We start from the raw sequence: 18,586 nt of genomic DNA, 5'->3' as shown, positions 1-18,586 counted from the left end.
TATGAATAAAACTCAATTTGTTCTTGAACCTTATAACTATGATGCGATGATGCTACTTTGTGGCAACCTTGATGAAAATATTCGTGCTATTGAAAATTATTTTGATGTTGAGATTAGGCATCGTGCCGATGAGTTTGAGATCACTAGTGATTCAAGTGCTAACAATATCCAAGCAAAAAGATTTATCAAATCTTGCTATGCTGAGATTTTAGCTGGGAATACTGAATTAGATTTAGAGCAGATTACAACTATCCTCAATGCTACTGCCAAAGATAAAACAATGGCCACTGCTAAGTCACGCAAAAAAGTTGAAGAAGCTGAAGTCCAGCTAAGAAGTAAGAAACTCAAAGCACGAACACACAACCAAGCAATATATTTAGAGAACATCAAAAATAACTTTGTTACATTTGGTGTTGGTCCTGCTGGTACAGGTAAAACCTACATGGCAATTGCTTGTGCTGTAGCAGCTTACGAGAAAGGCGAAGTTAGAAGGATTGTACTAGTGCGCCCTGCTGTTGAAGCTGGTGAGAAACTTGGCTTTCTACCAGGTGATCTAACCCAAAAGGTTGATCCATACCTACGCCCGATGTATGATGCTTTGTTTGATTTTATGGGAGTAGAAAAAGTCACCAAGCTAATAGAAAAACAAGTTATCGAAATTGCTCCACTAGCATATATGCGTGGCAGAACTATCAATGACTCTTTTATCGTCCTTGATGAGAGTCAAAACACTACAAAAGAGCAAATGAAAATGTTCTTAACCAGAATTGGTTTTAACACCACCGCAGTTATAACAGGTGATATCACCCAAATAGATTTACCAAAAAATGTTATATCAGGATTAAACCATGCACTATCAATCCTTACTGATATTGAGGGTATAGCTATTAGCTACTTAAAATCGGTCGATATTGTTCGCCATCAAATAGTTCAGAAAATAGTTAATGCTTACGCTAAGCATGAAGAGAAAACTAAAAATGGATAGTCTAAATATAAATGTCATCAACGATGATGAACACCCCATACCGAACAAAGATTTACTGCTAAAATGCCTACAACTTGTAGCTGAAAAACATCATATCAGCCATGCTGAAGTAAATGTAAGCATTGTTTCAAAGGTTGAAATTCAGCAGATAAATAAACAGTTCCGTAATAAAAATAAGCCAACAAATATCATCTCTTTTGAGTTTGAGAAACCTCAAGGCTTACCTGATGATATTGCTGATGATTTCTTAGGCGATATCGTCATAGCACCAATGATAATAGAGAAAGAAGCCAAAGAGCAAAACAAAAAACTTAATGATCATTGGCAGCATATTTTTATCCATGGTTTGTTACACTTGCTTGGCTATGATCACCAAGACGATCAAGAAGCCGAAGCGATGGAAAATTTAGAAATCCAACTACTAGCGCAGCTAGGAATAGCTAATCCATATATTGAACAAGAGAGTCAAAATGACAGATAATAATCCTTTTATAAAAAGACTTACCTCAAGTATTTTTAATATAAAGAGTAAAGATGCTCTTATCAATGCTATCAATAAAGCTGCAGCTAATGAGGTTATTGATAAAACAACACAAAACATGCTAATTGGTGCAATGAAAATATCATCACTAGATGTTGGCGATATTATGATATCGCATACAAAAATTGTTGCCGTCGATATGTCTATGTCTATTAGAGAAATTTTAAAAAAGACAATAAACTCTAGTCATACACGCTTACCTGTCTACTGTGAAAACAAAACTGAAATTCTAGGAATTTTGCATTCAAAAGACCTACTAAAACTAATCTTTGAAAAAGAAATTGAATCAGCTGATAATGAAGAATTAAAAGCTGAAGATATCAAAAGTATCCTGCGTCCTGCTATCTTTATCCCAGAAACCAAAAAGCTTAACGCAATGCTCAAAGATTTCAAAAATAGTCAAAACCATATTGCCATAGTTGTTGATGAATATGGTGCTATTTCTGGATTAATCACTATTGAGGATATTTTAGAAGAAATTGTCGGTGATATTGAAGATGAGTTTGATATCACTAGCCAAAACATAGTTAAAATATCAGATGATAAGTTTATATTAGATGCTACAACCACAATAGAAGACTTCAATGAATACTTTAGTACATCAATAGATGACAATAGTGATTATGACACTATTGCTGGAATGATTATCCAAACTTTAGAGTGCTTACCTCAAAAAGGTGATAGCATTGTCATTGATGGCTTGAAATTTATAATACAAGAAGCAGACAATAGAAAAATCATCAAAATTTTAGTCGAAAAGTTTAAGAAATAATGAAAAAGTTAATATTTAGAATAATTCCGCCGCTATTAAGTGGTGCTATACTTACTTTAGCTTTTGCTCCTTTCCGTATCGATATATTAGCGTTAGTATCTTTAGTACTTTTTTTCTATCAACTAAATAAAGCGACTAAAATCCGCAGTGCTTTTTTAACCGCGGCATTATTTGGGATTGGTTTTTTTGGCACTAGTATATCGTGGGTATATATAAGTATACATTTATTTACTGAGTCAATCGCTGCTGGTTTATCCGCGGCAGTTGCTTTAGTAATCTTATTAAATTTTTTGCATATAATACCTTTTGGTACATTTAGCTATATCCTCACGCGCAAAGCCAACAATTCTGCTAAACTATTAATCTACCCTGCTTTGTGGACACTGTTTGAAGTAGTTAAAGCTAATTTACTCTGGGGTGGCTTTCCGTGGGTATCATTAGGCTATTCACAAACCGAATCGCCTCTAATATGGTATGCTAATATTGGTGGTGTTTATTTAGTTAGTTATATTATTGCTTTTATTGCTTGTTTGGTAACTTTCTATATTTGTAATAAAACTACTTTGAAGAAAACAGTTAGTGTAATCTTTATCATAACTGTTTTATATGTAGGTGGTGTCACTATCAAATATCACCAGCCTGAAACTCAAACAAATCAGCCTCAAAAGGTGGTTTTAATCCAGGGAGATTTTGTCCAAGGATTTAAGTGGGCCCCTGATAATTTTGTTAGAATGCAAAAATACTATCAACAAGCTGCTGCTAACTATAAAAACTCATTAATAATACTCTCCGAAAATGCTATCCCTAATTATAGACAATATATGAGCTCATATTTTAGTAACCTTAAAGAGCTAGCTGATGAAAATAATAATGCTATGCTTATTGGCTCACTAAGTATTGATCAAACAGCACCTAGAGCTAAGATTTATAATAGTTCGATTATTATTGGTAAGGGGCAAGGAGTTTATAATAAGCACCACCTAGTTCCATTTGGTGAGTATTTCCCAATCAAATTTTTTGGCTATGTTGATAGTGCCGGCTTAAGTAGCTTCAATGCTGGTGACAAAATTCAACCAATTATGACAGCTTTTGGTCAACCTCTAGCTAATTTTATCTGCTATGAAGTTGCATATCCTGAACAAGTTCGTGATCAGCTACAAGGCGCTAAGCTTATTTCTATCATTAGTGATGACTCTTGGTTTGGTGATTCAATCGCACGTGAGCAACAGCTACAAATATCTCAAGTCAGAGCGATTGAAAATGCTAAATATGTTGTTACAACTACTAGTAATGGTATCACCGCTGTTATCAAACCTAATGGAGAGATTGATAAAGAGTTACCTAAAAATACTCGTGCCACCCTTGAGCAAACCATATATCTAAATGATTATCATACTATCTGGATGAGTATTGGTATGTCGCTAGTTTGGCTATTATTATTATTTAATATAGTGATTGGACTAATTATAAAAGAGAAATACTCAAAATAACTTATAGTAAACCTTTTCTATATACAACACATTCAACACCCTTAAGGGCACCGTCAAGGCAACTGTTCACAAATTATATTAGTGTATAATTATAATTATATCAAAATTATTTTTCTTACTCATTATCTATGCTTACTCAAAAGCCAAAGAGATATCGTTATTCAGCGGAGATTATTAGTTACGCTATATGGATTTATCATAGATTTAATACCAGTTACAGGGATGTAGAGGAAATACTTAGATACAGAAGTATATTAGTTAGTTATAAAACAGTAAGAAGTTGGAGTAATAAGTTTGGCAAATCTTTCGCTGATATTCTTAAGAAGAAAGAATCAAACCCTAAAGACAAATGGCATTTAGACGAAATAGTTGTTAAAGTACATGGAGTTAAGTTTATTTTATGGAGAGCTGTAGACTCTAATGGTCATGAGCTGGATGTATTCTTACAAAAACGTAAGAATAAAAAGTCAGCTATAGCCTACTAGGCATAAAAGTAGTATATTCTTTCATCTTGAACTCGTTTCAGGATCTCAATAAAATCAATACTTATAGTGAGATGCTGAAATAAATTCAGCATGACATTTTTATATGTAGTTAGCTGTATACGCTTTCTTAGTAGATTATTAGGACCATACCCCTCACCTAGAGTGATTGTTACTGATAAACTCAATAGTTATACTAAGCCTATTAAGAATATGACTAAAGTAGAGCATAGAAGACACAAAGGTTTAAATAATACAGTAGAAAATGCTCATCAACCTACTAGAAGGAAAGAAAAGAGCTTAATTAAATTCAAATCCCCAGGTGGATTGCAAAGGACATTAACCCTAATGAGTAAAATTAGAAACATATTTGCAGTACCAGTAGCTAGATATAGAAACTCAGCTTCTATACAAAAACTTAAATTTAATGAAGCTATAAATATATGACAACAAGCAGCTAAAGAGGTATACTGTTTCTAAAATAAGCATATGTGCTTTTTTATACCTCAATTACTTAACTTGACGGTGCCGTTATCAAGCATGGAATTACTGATGCTATCGCAGCTAAACTAAATTTTACATAAAGTGCGAAACTCCTATTTGAGATAAAACGCTTAAGCTATATAATCATGTATTGATTAATTCAAAAAAATGAAAGAGAACCTTTTAGATTTATACACAGATTACTTGATAAGCCAAACAAATCAAGCAATAGTCGTGTAAAAGCTTTGATTTAATCTGACATTAAGAGTAAAATAAGATGTCAAATTAAGGAAGAATAAAATGAATGCTACTCAAAAAATAATCAAACCAAAATTAGGTCTACTAGAATTAGCAAAACAATTAGGTAATGTAAAAGAGGCTTGTAAAATAATAGGCTACTCAAGAGATAGTTATTACCGCTTTAAAGAATTGTATGAAACAGGCGGCGAAGCTGCTCTGCAAGAAATATCCCGTAAAAAGCCAATAGAGAAAAATAGAGTTGAGGCACATATAGAGTCAATATGGCTTATGAATACCCAGCCTATGGACAACATAGAGTATCAAATGAATTAGCAAAACAAGGAATATTAGTCTCAGGAAGTGGAGTTAGATCTATTTGGCTTAGACATGACTTAGAGAATTTTAAGAAGCGATTAATAGCCCTAGAGACCAAAGTAGCTCAAGATGGCTTTATACTTACTGAAGCTCAGTTACAAGCTTTAGAAAAAGAAAAAGCTAAAAAGGTTACTACTGGCGAGATTGAAACGCATCATCCAGGATACTTAGGATCTCAAGATAGCTATTATATAGGCTATATAAAAGGTATAGGTAAGATATATCAACAAACATTTGTAGATACTTATACTAGAGTAGGATTTGCTAAGTTATATACAGAAAAAAATGCAATAGTAGCTGCTGATATGCTTAATGATAAGGTATTACCATTCTTTGAGGAACATGGAATAGATTTATTAAGGATATTAACAGACAGGGGCACGGAATATTGTGGAAAGCTGGAAAATCATTCCTATCAGATGTACTTAAGCATAGAAGACATTGATCATACTAAAACAAAAGCTAATTCCCCTCAAACTAATGGTATATGTGAAAGATTCCATAACACTATGAAAAATGAATGTTATGAGACAATGTTTAGAAAAAAGGTTTATTCAACAATTGAAGAAATTCAGCAAGATGTTGATATATGGTTGGATTATTACAACAATGAAAGACCCCATTCTGGTAAGCACTGTTATGGAAAAACACCTATGCAAACCTTTATTGACTCAAAACCTTTGGCAAAAGAGAAAAATTTAGGTAATATGTTTGAGAAATCTGACACTAGTTTGGAAATGAAATTAGATTCAAACTAATGTGTGACTGTCAGATTATGTTTGAGCTACTACAGTTTAATCTGGCTTTGATTTGAGCTTTCATAATAAGCTAATTTTAACGCTGATTCTTATCAACTTGTAGGTAATATAGATTTTTAATTTTGTTAACATCCATATTTCTTATTTGTTCAATAGTTATATCTAAATTATAAATTTCTTCTTTAATTTTTACATTTTCATTTAGAATCCCTATTTTATCTAGATATTTTAGTGCTAATAGGAATTGGTCTAAAGTTGGCGTATAATGGCCACTTCTATTATCTATATAAACGATTTTACCGCTTTCAATTTTAATATCCCCGCCACATGCTATAGGTTTTGGTATTTGATTTTTATTTTTACAAATAAAAGCATGACATGTCTTTTTAGAATGCTTATTAGTATCTATATAAAAATTACCATATGTATCTAAAACCCATATAAACGTTCCTGAACCATCTATCTTTGAAACTATTCCTTCATTCTTAGCATTATAAATGATGCTATCCTTATCAATATTTTCATAGTTATCTTCGACATTTACATCATCATATATACTAGCTGTGGCTATTAAAAAATCATTTTTTTCATTGAAACTATATTTTTTTTCTTTTCCAAACTGTTCTAGAGATAATTCACTTTCATAATTTATCAGTAGCTCTTCAAGATTATACAAACTATAATTCTCTTTTAGATCAATACCTTCACTGGCTTCTTCATATATTTGATATAGTTGTGGTAATGTATTATTTTTCAAATCATAATCAGAACTATTTTTTAATGCTTTGACACTTATTCTCAGATATTCTTTTCTATTTTTCAAAATGTCAAAAGCTTTTAAAAACGCTCTATCAATTTCATACTTCAATTGGTCTTCTGGCATATTCTTTTCATAAAAATATGAGATGCTATTATAATTAATATTATTTGGATCACTTACAATAGGGTTAACAACCCCATAAGGGTTGAGTGTATCTTTTAATCCTTGAACCCAACTAGTGATTATAGGGGTTCCGACTGATAACAACTCCATAGCAATCAAACCGCAAGATTCTATTTGAGAAGGAATAATAGCCCAATCTGCGGCTGTTCTTAATAAATGTCCTTTTGAAATTTCAACTTCATCGCTAAGTTTTTCTTTCTGATCTTTAATTATGTTGTTATATATTTTTACATCTTCATTCATTTTGTATATATCTTGAAGTTTAATAATATGCGAATCAGAATTAGGATCATATGCTTGACCAGCAAGTACGACTTGCCCTCCTAGTTTTAACCATGAATCAATTATTATCTGAAAAGACTTTATTCCTTTTTCCTCTGAAAATCTCCCTATATATAATAATAAAGGCTTATCCTTAGAGCTAATAATTTTCTCTTTATATAGAATTTCTTTTATTCTTGATTTATTTAAATTAAAATCATCATTAGTAAAAGTATTCTGATCTAGGCTGTATTCTTTATATAGCTCCTTATTAAAAAGAGAGTAATTATTATAATTTATTCCATTTCTGACACCTCTCAAGTAAGTTCCTTTTGCATCTAGTACTTTTTTGAGCCCATAATCAAGTCCATTTTGGTAGTCATAAACTAAGCCTTTAGAGACAAATATTAAAAAATCTGATTCTATTATTTGAGAAGCCATAATATTTAGTTTTTCATTAGTTTTATACTCTAATCCTAAGTACTTATATAAAAGCTGGTCTTGTTCAGTACCTTGTTCTTCATTTAACATATGCACATGAGAAATAACTTTTATTGGTTTTAAGCCTTTTTGTTTTCTTTCAATATTATATTTTTTCTTTATTAGTGGTGCTGCCAAACCAGAGTGCCATGCATGTAAATGTAAACTACTAACATTTAAAAAATTAGCAAAACTTGCTACTGCAGAGTTAAAATATGCAATAGTTAAATAAGATGATTCTTGTGTATATATAGGTTTATTAACCATATCTGAATTTTGCTCATCAGGCTCGATTAAAAACTGTTTATATTTATCGTTATAAAAAATCTTTGTATTCCTATTTTCTGTAAATACTTCATGATTTATGGTAGTTACCTCTACAATATTATCATCCTTATATTTCTCCTTTAAAGAAGAATAATACGGAATTATAGAATAGGTAATATAATTATAGCTACCACTACTATGTTCATATTCATTTAAACTTAAATCTTTAACAACCATTCCTAACCCACCGACTATTGCATTATGACCCTCTAAAGCAGCATGTAGAACGATTTTTTGGTTAGGAGTAGTAATAAACTCATATGGTAGCTTGCTAGCAAAAAGCGAATTTAGCCATAATACTGAGATAAGTAGGAACATGTGTAATTTTTTCATATTTCTAAAACCAAATAGTTGTTAAAATCACTTTAAAATATAGCAAATTTCTCTTAAAAAATTGTTTAAAGTTGTAATTTTTTGTATTTGGTTAGTTCTTGTTATGCGACAGGTATAAGGATCACTTCTTAGAAGGATTGCGCCAAAGATAATAACCATCCTCAGCGACAAATATACTGACCAGTAAAAAGTTTCTATAATTAGATTTAAGTTTAATTCTAATTATAGCGGCTAAGTAATATTCATGAAGAAAAAAGAGATGATAGAAATCAGAGAGGTTCTTTATCAAAAAACGCAACAAGTTACTAATACTAAAATAGCGGATAACTTAGGGAGTTAATGGAAAAAAAATAGGGTCTAAAATATAGCTGTAAGAGCATCGTCAAGTTAAGTAATTGAGGTATAAAAAAGCACATATGCTTATTTTAGAAACAGTATACCTCTTTAGCTGCTTGTTGTCATATATTTATAGCTTCATTAAATTTAAGTTTTTGTATAGAAGCTGAGTTTCTATATCTAGCTACTGGTACTGCAAATATGTTTCTAATTTTACTCATTAGGGTTAATGTCCTTTGCAATCCACCTGGGGATTTGAATTTAATTAAGCTCTTTTCTTTCCTTCTAGTAGGTTGATGAGCATTTTCTACTGTATTATTTAAACCTTTGTGTCTTCTATGCTCTACTTTAGTCATATTCTTAATAGGCTTAGTATAACTATTGAGTTTATCAGTAACAATCACTCTAGGTGAGGGGTATGGTCCTAATAATCTACTAAGAAAGCGTATAGCTGACTTTTTATTCTTACGTTTTTGTAAGAATACATCCAGCTCATGACCATTAGAGTCTACAGCTCTCCATAAAATAAACTTAACTCCATGTACTTTAACAACTATTTCGTCTAAATGCCATTTGTCTTTAGGGTTTGATTCTTTCTTCTTAAGAATATCAGCGAAAGATTTGCCAAACTTATTACTCCAACTTCTTACTGTTTTATAACTAGGTTCCATGAACAAAAAAATTGAATAAAGCAGTTAAGTATATTTAAATAGTTTTGTGAAACAAACAAACATACTTAACATATATGGAATATTACATATCAGAAACAAATTGGTCAACTATTTTAACTTTTCTAACAGCTCAAAAAGGATTGCATACAAAAAATGTAGTTAAGCTTAGAAGATTCATAGAAGCAGTATTTTTTATCCTAAAAACAGGTGCTCAGTGGAAGTATCTTCACAAAGATTACGGTAATAGTAGAGCAATCCACAAACGTTATAAATACTGGGCTGACAAAGGTGTTTGGAATAATCTAATGACTTATGTTTCAGACATTGATTCACAACAGTTCATGATAGATTCACTATCTGTTAAAGCACATGTGTGTGCTAGTGGTTATGAGATAAATGGTAATGAAATCAATGCTTTGGGTAGAAGTGTGGGTGGCTTAACAACAAAGATTCATACTCTTACAGATGCTTTAGGAAATCCCGTTAGATTTATAATAACTGCTGGTAATGTCCATGATATTGTACCCTCACAACAACTCTTAGAAGGAATAACAAATGCTTATATTCTTGCTGATAAGGCATATTTCTCTGAAGAAAATATAAAATTCCTTGAGGAAAATAAAAATAAACCAGTCATTCCTGCTAGAGAAAACTATACCAAAGGCCATAATGTTGATTGGCATATTTATAAGGAAAGACATTTGATAGAGAACTTTTTCTCTAAAATTAAGCATTTTGGAAGAGTTTTCTCTAGGTTTGATAAGACTTGTTCTGCTTTTCTCGGCTTTATAGCATTAGCAAGCACCTTTATTTGGCTTAGATGATTTTTTTGTTCATGGAACCTAACTAATATACCTCTGTATCTAAGTATTTCCTCTACATCCCTGTAACTGGTATTAAATCTATGATAAATCCATATAGCGTAACTAATAATCTCCGCTGAATAACGATATCTCTTTGGCTTTTGAGTAAGCATAGATAATGAGTAAGAAAAATAATTTTGATATAATTATAATTATACACTAATATAATTTGTGAACAGTTACCTTGACGGTGCCCCTGAAAATCAGCAACCTTTTGCATTAGGAATTTTATATACAAATCCTAATGATAAAAATGCGCCAAGTAATGAAGAAATTATTCAACAAGCTGCTAAGTTGATAGCGGAAGATCTAACCAAGGCTTATAAATAAGCAGTACGCCACATTAAGGAGACGTTATTTATAACAGAGTCTCTATCCGGAACGTTAGTCAAAAAACGCAATCCTGTACGTTGCTCAATATCTTTTATAGAAACCCTATAGTTAGCAATCTTAGTCTTTTCAACTCTTGCATTAGGCATTACAAACGCTATTGCTTGATTTTTAGAAGGTACATAAATTATCTTAAAGAAATAATCAGGTACAGCTATCTTATTATCACCTATAGTTTTATGAATTTTTTGTTTTTTGTATATTGGTCCTGTATAGACGTATATACTATCATACATATTCGCCCATATTCGCTCAACTGTCTCTAGCCTTTCCCATCCTTGCCTATTTAGTCCTGCTTTTTGCGGTGACATATTTGATAATAAAAACGATTGATCTGCAGATTTCTTGCTAAAATCCATAGATGCATACGAAGCTAAATGCCCCCTATCATAACCTGAACGAGAATAATCATTTGATGTCGCTCTATAGACAAATGGTACATCATCGTCTTCTTTGAACTTATCATCACGTTTAAGATGATTTGTCACCTTTGACTTTGTCAACTTAAATGCTACCCAGCTTGCCTCTTTGGTTTGATAATTGTAACCAACAACGTAACCATCACGGCATAGGTAAAGATTGGATTGCCCTAAACCTTCAGTTACACCGTAACTAGGGTTACCGTAAGCTAAAAAACCGTGACAATAATCAGTAACTGCTGGTAAAGTTCTAACTGGTGGATACTGCTTGAGATTATCAAATTCATTTGATTGTTGCTGTTGTTTTTTCGCCTCATCACTTTGTGAAAAAAATCTAGCAAAAATGTTCTCGTTATCTTTGACAGTGTAATGCTTTATTGGCTCACTAGTGAAATAGTTATATACCGCATGTCTAAAGTTTATAAATTTTTCTTTTAAGTCAAATTTATCAAAAAAAATACCAGAGAAACCACCACCTATAGTCAAAACTAGTAGTAAAAATATTTTTATATAATTTCTGGACTTCTTAGTTTTTTGCTTTTTGGTACCTTTTTGTTTTGATGTTTTTCTTGTCATAATTAAATACTTTTTATTTTATTTTCAGAAGATTAAAACCTATTAACTTTTTTATAATTAAAAAATCATCCACTTCTGCTTGACTGCCAAAAATGCTAGTATTTTAGCTATTTTATATGTCTTGTTTTGAATAATAAAAACTCTCTAACTTGTGGATCCTCTATCAAAGGTAATACTTCTTTTCTAATTCTACTATAGTAATTATTTATAGTTTTCTTTTCAGTATAAGTTAGCATCCAAGTTTCGATTAGTTTGTATTCATAAGGTACCAAAGTCAGGTCCTCAAAGCAGTAAAATGGACCATGACCTGTAGGTGATTCTTGATTACGCTGTTTTACATAACATAGGTTCTCAATTCTAATACCAAATTCACCAGGAAAATATGCTCCAGGTTCATTACTTAAAATCATCCCTGGCATTAGCTCAACTTTTGAGACTGAGTTTATTCTTTGTGGTCCCTCATGTACTCCTAAGAAGCTTCCTACACCATGACCTGTTCCATGCGCATAATCAACACAGAAATGCCATAAATGCTCGCGTGCTAAGACATCAAGCTGTGAACCTGTTGTACCTTTAGGGAATACTGCTCTACCAAGTCCTAAATGACCTTTTAGAACTAAGGTATAGTACTTTCTGTGTTCTTTTGATGGTTTACCAAAGTGAAGTACTCTAGTAATATCTGTAGTCCCCTCTCTATACTGTCCTCCAGAATCACATAAAAGAGGTGCTTGGTCATCGATCTTCTTCAAATTGGCATCTTTTTTTGCCATATAATGAATAATCGCGCCATTTGCTGCATGACCTACTATGTACGAAAAACTATCTTCAACATAGCCTTGTTGTTGTACACGAAACTCTCTTAGCTTAGCTGCAGCTTGAATCTCATCAACTCCTTGATAGTTATTCTCGATCCAATGCCACCATGATATAAATGCTGCAGCATCTTTACGATGAGCTTCTTTTGCACCGTTAATTTCAACAGGATTTTTTAGAGCTTTGCTCAAACCTACTGGAGAGTCGACCATCAAGAAATAGCAGCTACTATTTTGATTTTTATTGATACTCTGTGAAACTTTATAATTGATATTAGCGCCATCTAATAAATACTTACCTGTAGTTGACTCTAAATCTAAATAGAATTGATAATAATCCCTAATTTGAACATGATTATCATCGAAGTATTTTTTTATTTCCGGAGTAACTTTTCTATCATCAACATATAGAATTATCTCATTTAGAGAAACAAATAAATAACTTATCACTAAAGGAGTGCATTCAACATCCCTACCTCTAATGTTTAATAACCATGCTATATGATCTAATTTTGAATCCACATAAAAATCTGAACTTGTCTGTTTAATTGTACGTCTTAACTCTTCAATTTTAGAAGCAACACTTCTACCAGAGTATTGAATAGCATGCTCTTGTATTGTAGTAGATGGATTACTAGCTACTTGACCAAGCCTTTGTTGAGCTTTATGTACAAGGTTATCTTGATCAAAAACCACATTATAATCATCGCTTTTAAGAAAATCTAATAACTCCAAAGCACTTTTGTAACTAAGCTTAGCTGGGTCTACAGCAATAGTTTTTCCCTTAGCATTTTTCCAAAGCCACTTGACAATTTCAGGTGCAGAATCTGACTGCTTTATTATTTCGAAATCATTTTTGTCTAGTTGTTGCTCAGCTTGGAGAAAATACCTACCATCAGTAGAAAGATATGCTTTATCCATACCTACCAGCACATCGCCAGCTGAACCATCAAAACCACTTATCCAAGCACGATACTGCCAACACTCAGGGACATATTCATTGTTATGATCATCAACAGAAGGCACAATATAAAAATCATAACTTTTTTCTTGCATTAAATTTCTTAAGATTTGTAATTTCTCAGACATATTATCCTCTATTAAAATTTACTCAAACCACACAAATGTAGCTTGTCTACCTGTGACACCTTCTTTACGATACGAGTAGAATCTTTTGTTACTATAAGTGCACAAACCAGAATCAACTATATCAAAACAATGATTATCATTTAATATCTGTCTAGCAACTAACTTCATATCAAAAAGATATTTATCTTCGCTTTTTGAACGAAATGCTTGACCAAATGACTGATGTTGCTCGATAAACTTATCATGAATATCGCTGCCAACCTCATAGAAATTAGCAGATATGCAAGGACCAAACCAAGCTACTAACTCTAGCCCAACAAACTCTTTTAAAGCTACTTCTAGTATCCCTTGTGACAAACCTCGCCAACCTGCATGGATTGCAGCAACTTTTGTTATTTTCTTATCAAATAAGATAATAGGCAAACAATCTGCTGTTAAAACCACACACGCTTGCCTAGGCTTATCGGTAATAAGAGCATCACAAAATTCGCCATTATATTCATCAAAACTTTTGACAATACTAGTATGTTTTTGTCTTAACCATTTTATATCTGCATTAAGGTATGATTTGAATAAATTGCGATTTTTTTCTACAGCTAAGTGTTTATCACCGACATTATCAGCTAGATTAAACTTAGCATATTTTTCTTTACTAAAGCCTTGGGTATTGTTTGTATAACCTAGTTTAAGTCTAGCAAAAGGCGTATTAACAAAAACTACTGACATCTTTTTAAATTTACCTATTTCTTAATATAACGATTTTTAACATAATTCTCTATAATCTCTATAAAATCTTCAGAGATGTTATCGCCCCTTAGTGTGTGAGCTTTTTTACCATCGATAAAAACCGGTGCAACAGGTGACTCACCACTGCCTGGCAGACTGATACCAATATCAGCATTTTTTGACTCGCCTGGACCGTTGACAACACAACCCATTACAGCCACCTTCATTGCTTCGACACCTTGATATTGTTCTTTCCAAGTATGCATTTTTTCATCTAAATACTCTTTTACTTTACTTGTTAATTCTCTAAAGAACGAGCTAGTAGTTCTACCACAACCTGGGCAAGATGTCACACTTGGGGTAAATGTACGCATCCCCAAGTTTTGTAATATCTCACGACACACACGCACCTCTTCTGTACGCGGTGCATTTGGTGCTGGAGTTAATGAAACTCTAATAGTATTACCAATACCTTGCTGTAGCAAAATTCCTAAACTCACAGCACTAGCGACAATACCTTTGGTACCCATACCTGCTTCCGTTAACCCTAGATGTAAAGCATAATCACACTCTTTGGCTAACTTCTGATACACAGCAACTAGATCTTGGACTTCACTTACTTTACATGAGATTATGATTTTATCTTTTGCTAGTCCAAGCTCTTGCGCATATTTGGCACTTTCTAAAGCTGAGGTTATAAGGGCTTTATGCATTATCTGTTGTAAGCTTAGTGGATTCCTTTGCGTATTATTTTCATCAATTAGTCTTGCCAATAGCGCTTGATCTAAACTTCCCCAGTTGACACCAATACGCACAGGTTTGTCATTCTCTATGGCAATTTTTATAATCTCGGCGAACTGAGTATCTTTTTTCTTACCAAAGCCAACATTACCTGGATTTATACGATATTTTGCCAAAGCCTTGGCACATTCTGGATATTTACTCAGTAAATTATGACCATTATAATGAAAATCACCAACTAAAGGCACATAACAATCTTGCTTGGCAAGCTCTTTGACAATCTCAGCAACTGCAGCCGCCGCTGGCTCATCATTAACTGTAATTCGGACTATTTCGCTACCGGCTCTATGTAAAGCTAAAATTTGTTTAACTGTCTTTTCAATATCTGCGGTGTATGTATCTGTCATTGATTGAACAACAACTGGATTATCACCACCGATTAAAACATTTCCAACTTTTACAACATTTGTTTTATTCATATAACAAACCCAAAAATCATATTTATTTTTTTCAAATAATTCTACGAAAAGTATACAATGTAAGATTATATCATTATAAACATCAATTTTCATAAGCTATGCACTTTAAAGAATTAGAAAATTACTTGAATAATTATTTTGCTATCGAACAATTTAAAGATTATTGCCCTAATGGGCTACAAGTCCAAGGTAATAGAGATATCAAAAAAGTTATAACAGCTGTCACAGCATGTCAAAAACTCATCGACCAAGCTATAGCTGAAAATGCTGATGCTATTGTCGTACATCATGGCTATTTTTGGAAAGGTGAAAGCTATCCAATAGTTGGTATTAAATATCAGCGTATAGCTAAACTTATCAAAAATGGTATACATCTTTTTGCTTACCACCTTCCGCTAGATGGTCATAGTGAAATTGGTAATAATATCCTGCTAGCCAAAAAATTAGGCTTAAGTAACTTGGAATTTTTCGAAACAGGATCTAAACCAGATATTTCAGTAATCGGCCAGTGTAAATTAGATTTAGAGGATTTTAGCCAGTTAATAGAAAATAGACTTGAGAGAAAACCTATTGTAGTAGCCGCTAAACAGCAAAATAACAAAGTAGCTATCTGCACTGGTGGCGCTCAAGATTTTATCGAGTACGCCTACCAAGCTGGGGCGGATACTTTTATATCAGGTGAAATTTCCGAAAGGACAACCCATCTTGCTTATGAGCTAGATATAAACTATATCGCAGCAGGTCATCATGCTACTGAAAAAGAAGGTGCAAAAGCTATTGCAGATTTGCTCAAACAAAAGTTTGGTTTTGAGACAAAATTTATAAACATAAATAATCCGGCCTAATTAGTCTTTAATTCTTTCTTTGCTTGATTTATCAAAGCTCTAAAATCATCATTTGCATTTAGAGCAGAAAAAACTACACTACCAAGTAAATATCCTGCCTGTACATCACTAGGCCAATGAGCACCACAGATTATTCTACTTTGGCCATATTCATAGCCTTTTTTAAGAATCTGCTGCTGCTTCGCTGGATTTATTTCTGCAAGTAATAACGCCACAGCCCAGCCTTCAGTGGTATGACCTGAAGGATAAGAGCCATTAACTCTTAATTCTTCTTCGGCTGCTGGATTACAAGTAGATTTATCAAAAAATACAAAGGGTCTTATGCGCATATAATCTTTTTTGGCATAACTTCCTGACTTTGATGCTACTTCGCTAATTAGATCTATTAAATCATATATAATTGGTGCTGTCTGTTTAGAAATTTGCTGACCAAAACTTTCAGAGAAATTTTCTGCTATCTCTTCAACAGTATATCCAGTATCAATCTTTGCCTGAGCATAGCGTTTAGTGTTTTTATTGTTAGTTAGAAATGACAATTGTGATATTGCTTTATCATTCATAAAAGCAATACTGTCAATAGCAGGAGGTGGGGGCAAAAGAGCTAAACTATTTGGAATAGCAATTTTGTCGAGATTTATTAGTTTTTGTGCATATAGGTTAAATGAAGAAATTAGCAATATAACTGTTAAAGTTAGTCGTTTGAGCATTTATGTTTGATATTTTTGTTTAGAACTGGCTTATAATACAATATTTAACCAAAGATTTTTATATATTAAACACTAAAAATTTCAAAAATTATTTCATGAATTCTGCTTCTATATCTTCTAGGGAACGACCGGTAGTTCTTGGCACAAATTTAAATACAATAAAACTATATACTAAAGTACATACACCACATATATAAAACATGCTGCCATGTCCTATGAAATTGTTAATAGGTAAAAATACTGATGCTAATATTGCTGATGCCATACTATTTAAAAATAGCGCTATACTTAATGCCTTACTTCTAATAGCCCCTGGTAATAATTCTGACATAATCACCCAAACATAGGCGCCAGGTCCAATAGCAAAGAAGAAGATAAAGCTAACCATCCCCGCAAGTATTAACCAACCTTGAGTTTCACCAGGAGTAACTAGCGACATAACTAAACCAGTTGCTATTAATGATAATGAAACCATAAAAGTACCAAAAGTGATGGTAAATTTCCTTTCAAACTTATCAGCTATAAATACCGCTATCAAAGTTGCTAAAAAGTTTATCGCAGTGATTGTAACACCTCCAAGTATAGCAACATAGTTAGAGCCAAGACCTGATTCTTTGAGTATTGTTGCTGAGAATTGTAAGATACTATTGATACCTGTCAGTTGTGCTAGAATTGCTATTGTAAAAACAATCAGCATAGGCATTAAGTAGTGTCTATGGCTTAGAGATTTCAAAATACTACCTTCTTGTTTAGATTTCTCAATCACCTCTTTAATTTCACTTAATTCCCTTTGTGCGGCATTTTTCTCAAATATTTTATTAAGAACAATCTCTGCTTCTTTGTCTCTACCTACAGATACTAGCCATCTTGGCGATTTACATAAAAAGATTGAACCGATAAAAAATATTGCTGCTGGAACTAACGCTGATAAAAACATTCCACGCCAATTTGCTGTTGCCTCAAATAAAAGACCAACATAGTTTGAAATTAATATTCCAGCAGTTAAAAAAAGCTGAAAGCATGTCACAGCAATACCCCTAATAGTTCCAGGAACAGTTTCTGTAAGGTATAATGGTACAGTCACTGTCACAAAACCTACTGAAATACCTTGAACTAAACGAGCAAAAAGAATTTCAACGTAATTACCTGACATATAAACCATTATTACTGATATTATAAATATCAAACCTGAGATAATTAATGTTCTCTTTCTACCAATAATATCGGCAATAAAACCAGCTAATAATATTGCAAATGCTCCACCAAAAAGTACTGAACCCCCTAGTAGTGATGTTTCAAATGTACTCATAGGAATATCTCTATTGATAAATAAGAAGGCGCTATTTATCACCCCTATATCATAACCATATAGCATTCCTCCCATTGCAGAGAAAAAAATAATCATAATGACCATGAGTTTTAATTTAATTGAATTATTCATAATTCATATCCCTTTAATATT

Annotated in this window: 14 protein-coding genes and 4 pseudogenes; 9 read left to right on the top strand and 9 right to left on the bottom strand. The window is 32.6% G+C overall.

Annotation, left to right across the window (positions count from 1 at the left end; genetic code table 11):
• Position 1 precedes the first annotated feature (1 nt).
• The 6 genes and pseudogenes from CGC45_RS03605 (at position 2) to CGC45_RS03575 (ending at position 6,126) form a co-directional block, all read left to right on the top strand.
• Positions 2-985, top strand: coding sequence for a PhoH family protein (locus CGC45_RS03605; protein WP_071628996.1), 984 nt, complete (start codon positions 2-4; stop codon positions 983-985).
• On the top strand, positions 978-1,466 hold the full coding sequence (gene ybeY / locus CGC45_RS03600; protein ID WP_071629959.1) for an rRNA maturation RNase YbeY: 489 nt from the start codon (positions 978-980) through the stop codon (positions 1,464-1,466). The genes CGC45_RS03605 and ybeY overlap by 8 nt, the downstream gene beginning before the upstream one ends.
• Complete coding sequence (locus CGC45_RS03595; RefSeq protein WP_071628995.1) at positions 1,456-2,298, top strand: CorC family transporter; 843 nt, start codon at positions 1,456-1,458, stop codon at positions 2,296-2,298. Before ybeY ends, CGC45_RS03595 begins: the two co-directional genes overlap by 11 nt.
• A complete protein-coding gene (lnt, locus tag CGC45_RS03590; RefSeq protein ID WP_071628994.1) occupies positions 2,298-3,788 on the top strand; it encodes an apolipoprotein N-acyltransferase in 1,491 nt (496 codons plus the stop codon). The genes CGC45_RS03595 and lnt overlap by 1 nt, the downstream gene beginning before the upstream one ends.
• 128 nt (positions 3,789-3,916) lie before the next feature.
• Positions 3,917-4,717 (top strand): annotated as a pseudogene (locus CGC45_RS09515) (IS6 family transposase).
• Between the two features lie 336 nt (positions 4,718-5,053).
• Positions 5,054-6,126: pseudogene (locus tag CGC45_RS03575) on the top strand (IS481 family transposase).
• 76 nt (positions 6,127-6,202) lie between these two features.
• On the opposite strand, the gene CGC45_RS03570 reads toward CGC45_RS03575, so the two are convergent.
• Together CGC45_RS03570 and CGC45_RS03565 are read right to left on the bottom strand one after the other, a co-directional pair.
• Positions 6,203-8,314: a glycogen/starch synthase gene (locus CGC45_RS03570; protein ID WP_232310106.1), complete on the bottom strand. Its 2,112-nt coding sequence runs from the start codon at positions 8,312-8,314 to the stop codon at positions 6,203-6,205.
• 614 nt (positions 8,315-8,928) lie between these two features.
• Positions 8,929-9,477, bottom strand: a complete 549-nt coding sequence (locus tag CGC45_RS03565; RefSeq protein ID WP_071628990.1) for an IS6 family transposase — start codon at positions 9,475-9,477, stop codon at positions 8,929-8,931.
• Between the two features lie 74 nt (positions 9,478-9,551).
• Between CGC45_RS03565 and CGC45_RS03560 the strand changes: the two genes are divergently transcribed.
• Positions 9,552-10,301, top strand: coding sequence for an IS5 family transposase (locus tag CGC45_RS03560; RefSeq protein WP_071628989.1), 750 nt, complete (start codon positions 9,552-9,554; stop codon positions 10,299-10,301).
• 20 nt (positions 10,302-10,321) lie between these two features.
• On the opposite strand, the pseudogene CGC45_RS09585 reads toward CGC45_RS03560, so the two are convergent.
• A pseudogene (locus CGC45_RS09585) lies at positions 10,322-10,453 on the bottom strand (IS6 family transposase); the annotation flags it as partial.
• Positions 10,454-10,535: 82 nt separating this feature from the next.
• On the opposite strand from CGC45_RS09585, the pseudogene CGC45_RS03555 reads away from it, so the two are divergent.
• Positions 10,536-10,670 (top strand): annotated as a pseudogene (locus CGC45_RS03555) (class A beta-lactamase); the annotation flags it as partial.
• Here the strand turns inward: CGC45_RS03555 and CGC45_RS03550 are convergent.
• The 4 genes from CGC45_RS03550 to ispG all read right to left on the bottom strand — a co-directional run bounded on the left by CGC45_RS03550 (position 10,661) and on the right by ispG (position 15,572).
• Complete coding sequence (locus CGC45_RS03550; RefSeq protein WP_071628988.1) at positions 10,661-11,725, bottom strand: DNA/RNA non-specific endonuclease; 1,065 nt, start codon at positions 11,723-11,725, stop codon at positions 10,661-10,663. The pseudogene CGC45_RS03555 and the gene CGC45_RS03550 overlap by 10 nt on opposite strands.
• Positions 11,726-11,832: 107 nt before the next feature.
• Positions 11,833-13,626: an aminopeptidase P family protein gene (locus CGC45_RS03545; protein WP_071628987.1), complete on the bottom strand. Its 1,794-nt coding sequence runs from the start codon at positions 13,624-13,626 to the stop codon at positions 11,833-11,835.
• Between the two features lie 18 nt (positions 13,627-13,644).
• On the bottom strand, positions 13,645-14,352 hold the full coding sequence (gene pgeF / locus CGC45_RS03540; protein WP_071628986.1) for a peptidoglycan editing factor PgeF: 708 nt from the start codon (positions 14,350-14,352) through the stop codon (positions 13,645-13,647).
• 14 nt (positions 14,353-14,366) lie between these two features.
• On the bottom strand, positions 14,367-15,572 hold the full coding sequence (gene ispG, locus CGC45_RS03535) for a flavodoxin-dependent (E)-4-hydroxy-3-methylbut-2-enyl-diphosphate synthase (RefSeq protein ID WP_071629958.1): 1,206 nt from the start codon (positions 15,570-15,572) through the stop codon (positions 14,367-14,369).
• Between the two features lie 98 nt (positions 15,573-15,670).
• Here ispG and CGC45_RS03530 point away from each other — a divergent pair, with 98 nt between their 5' ends.
• Positions 15,671-16,417, top strand: coding sequence for a Nif3-like dinuclear metal center hexameric protein (locus CGC45_RS03530; protein WP_071628985.1), 747 nt, complete (start codon positions 15,671-15,673; stop codon positions 16,415-16,417).
• On the opposite strand, the gene CGC45_RS03525 is transcribed toward CGC45_RS03530, so the two are convergent.
• Together CGC45_RS03525 and CGC45_RS03520 are read right to left on the bottom strand one after the other, a co-directional pair.
• Complete coding sequence (locus CGC45_RS03525; RefSeq protein ID WP_071628984.1) at positions 16,414-17,124, bottom strand: acid phosphatase; 711 nt, start codon at positions 17,122-17,124, stop codon at positions 16,414-16,416. The two genes, CGC45_RS03530 and CGC45_RS03525, sit on opposite strands and share 4 nt — an antisense overlap.
• Positions 17,125-17,212: 88 nt before the next feature.
• A complete protein-coding gene (locus tag CGC45_RS03520; RefSeq protein ID WP_071628983.1) occupies positions 17,213-18,565 on the bottom strand; it encodes a sugar porter family MFS transporter in 1,353 nt (450 codons plus the stop codon).
• Positions 18,566-18,586 lie beyond the last annotated feature (21 nt).

Origin of the sequence: Francisella opportunistica (assembly GCF_003347135.1) — a bacterium.
Taxonomy (GTDB): Bacteria; Pseudomonadota; Gammaproteobacteria; order Francisellales; family Francisellaceae; genus Francisella; species Francisella opportunistica.
The sequence above is the reverse complement of the archived record's forward strand: the minus strand, read 5'-3'. Positions and strand labels throughout refer to the sequence as shown.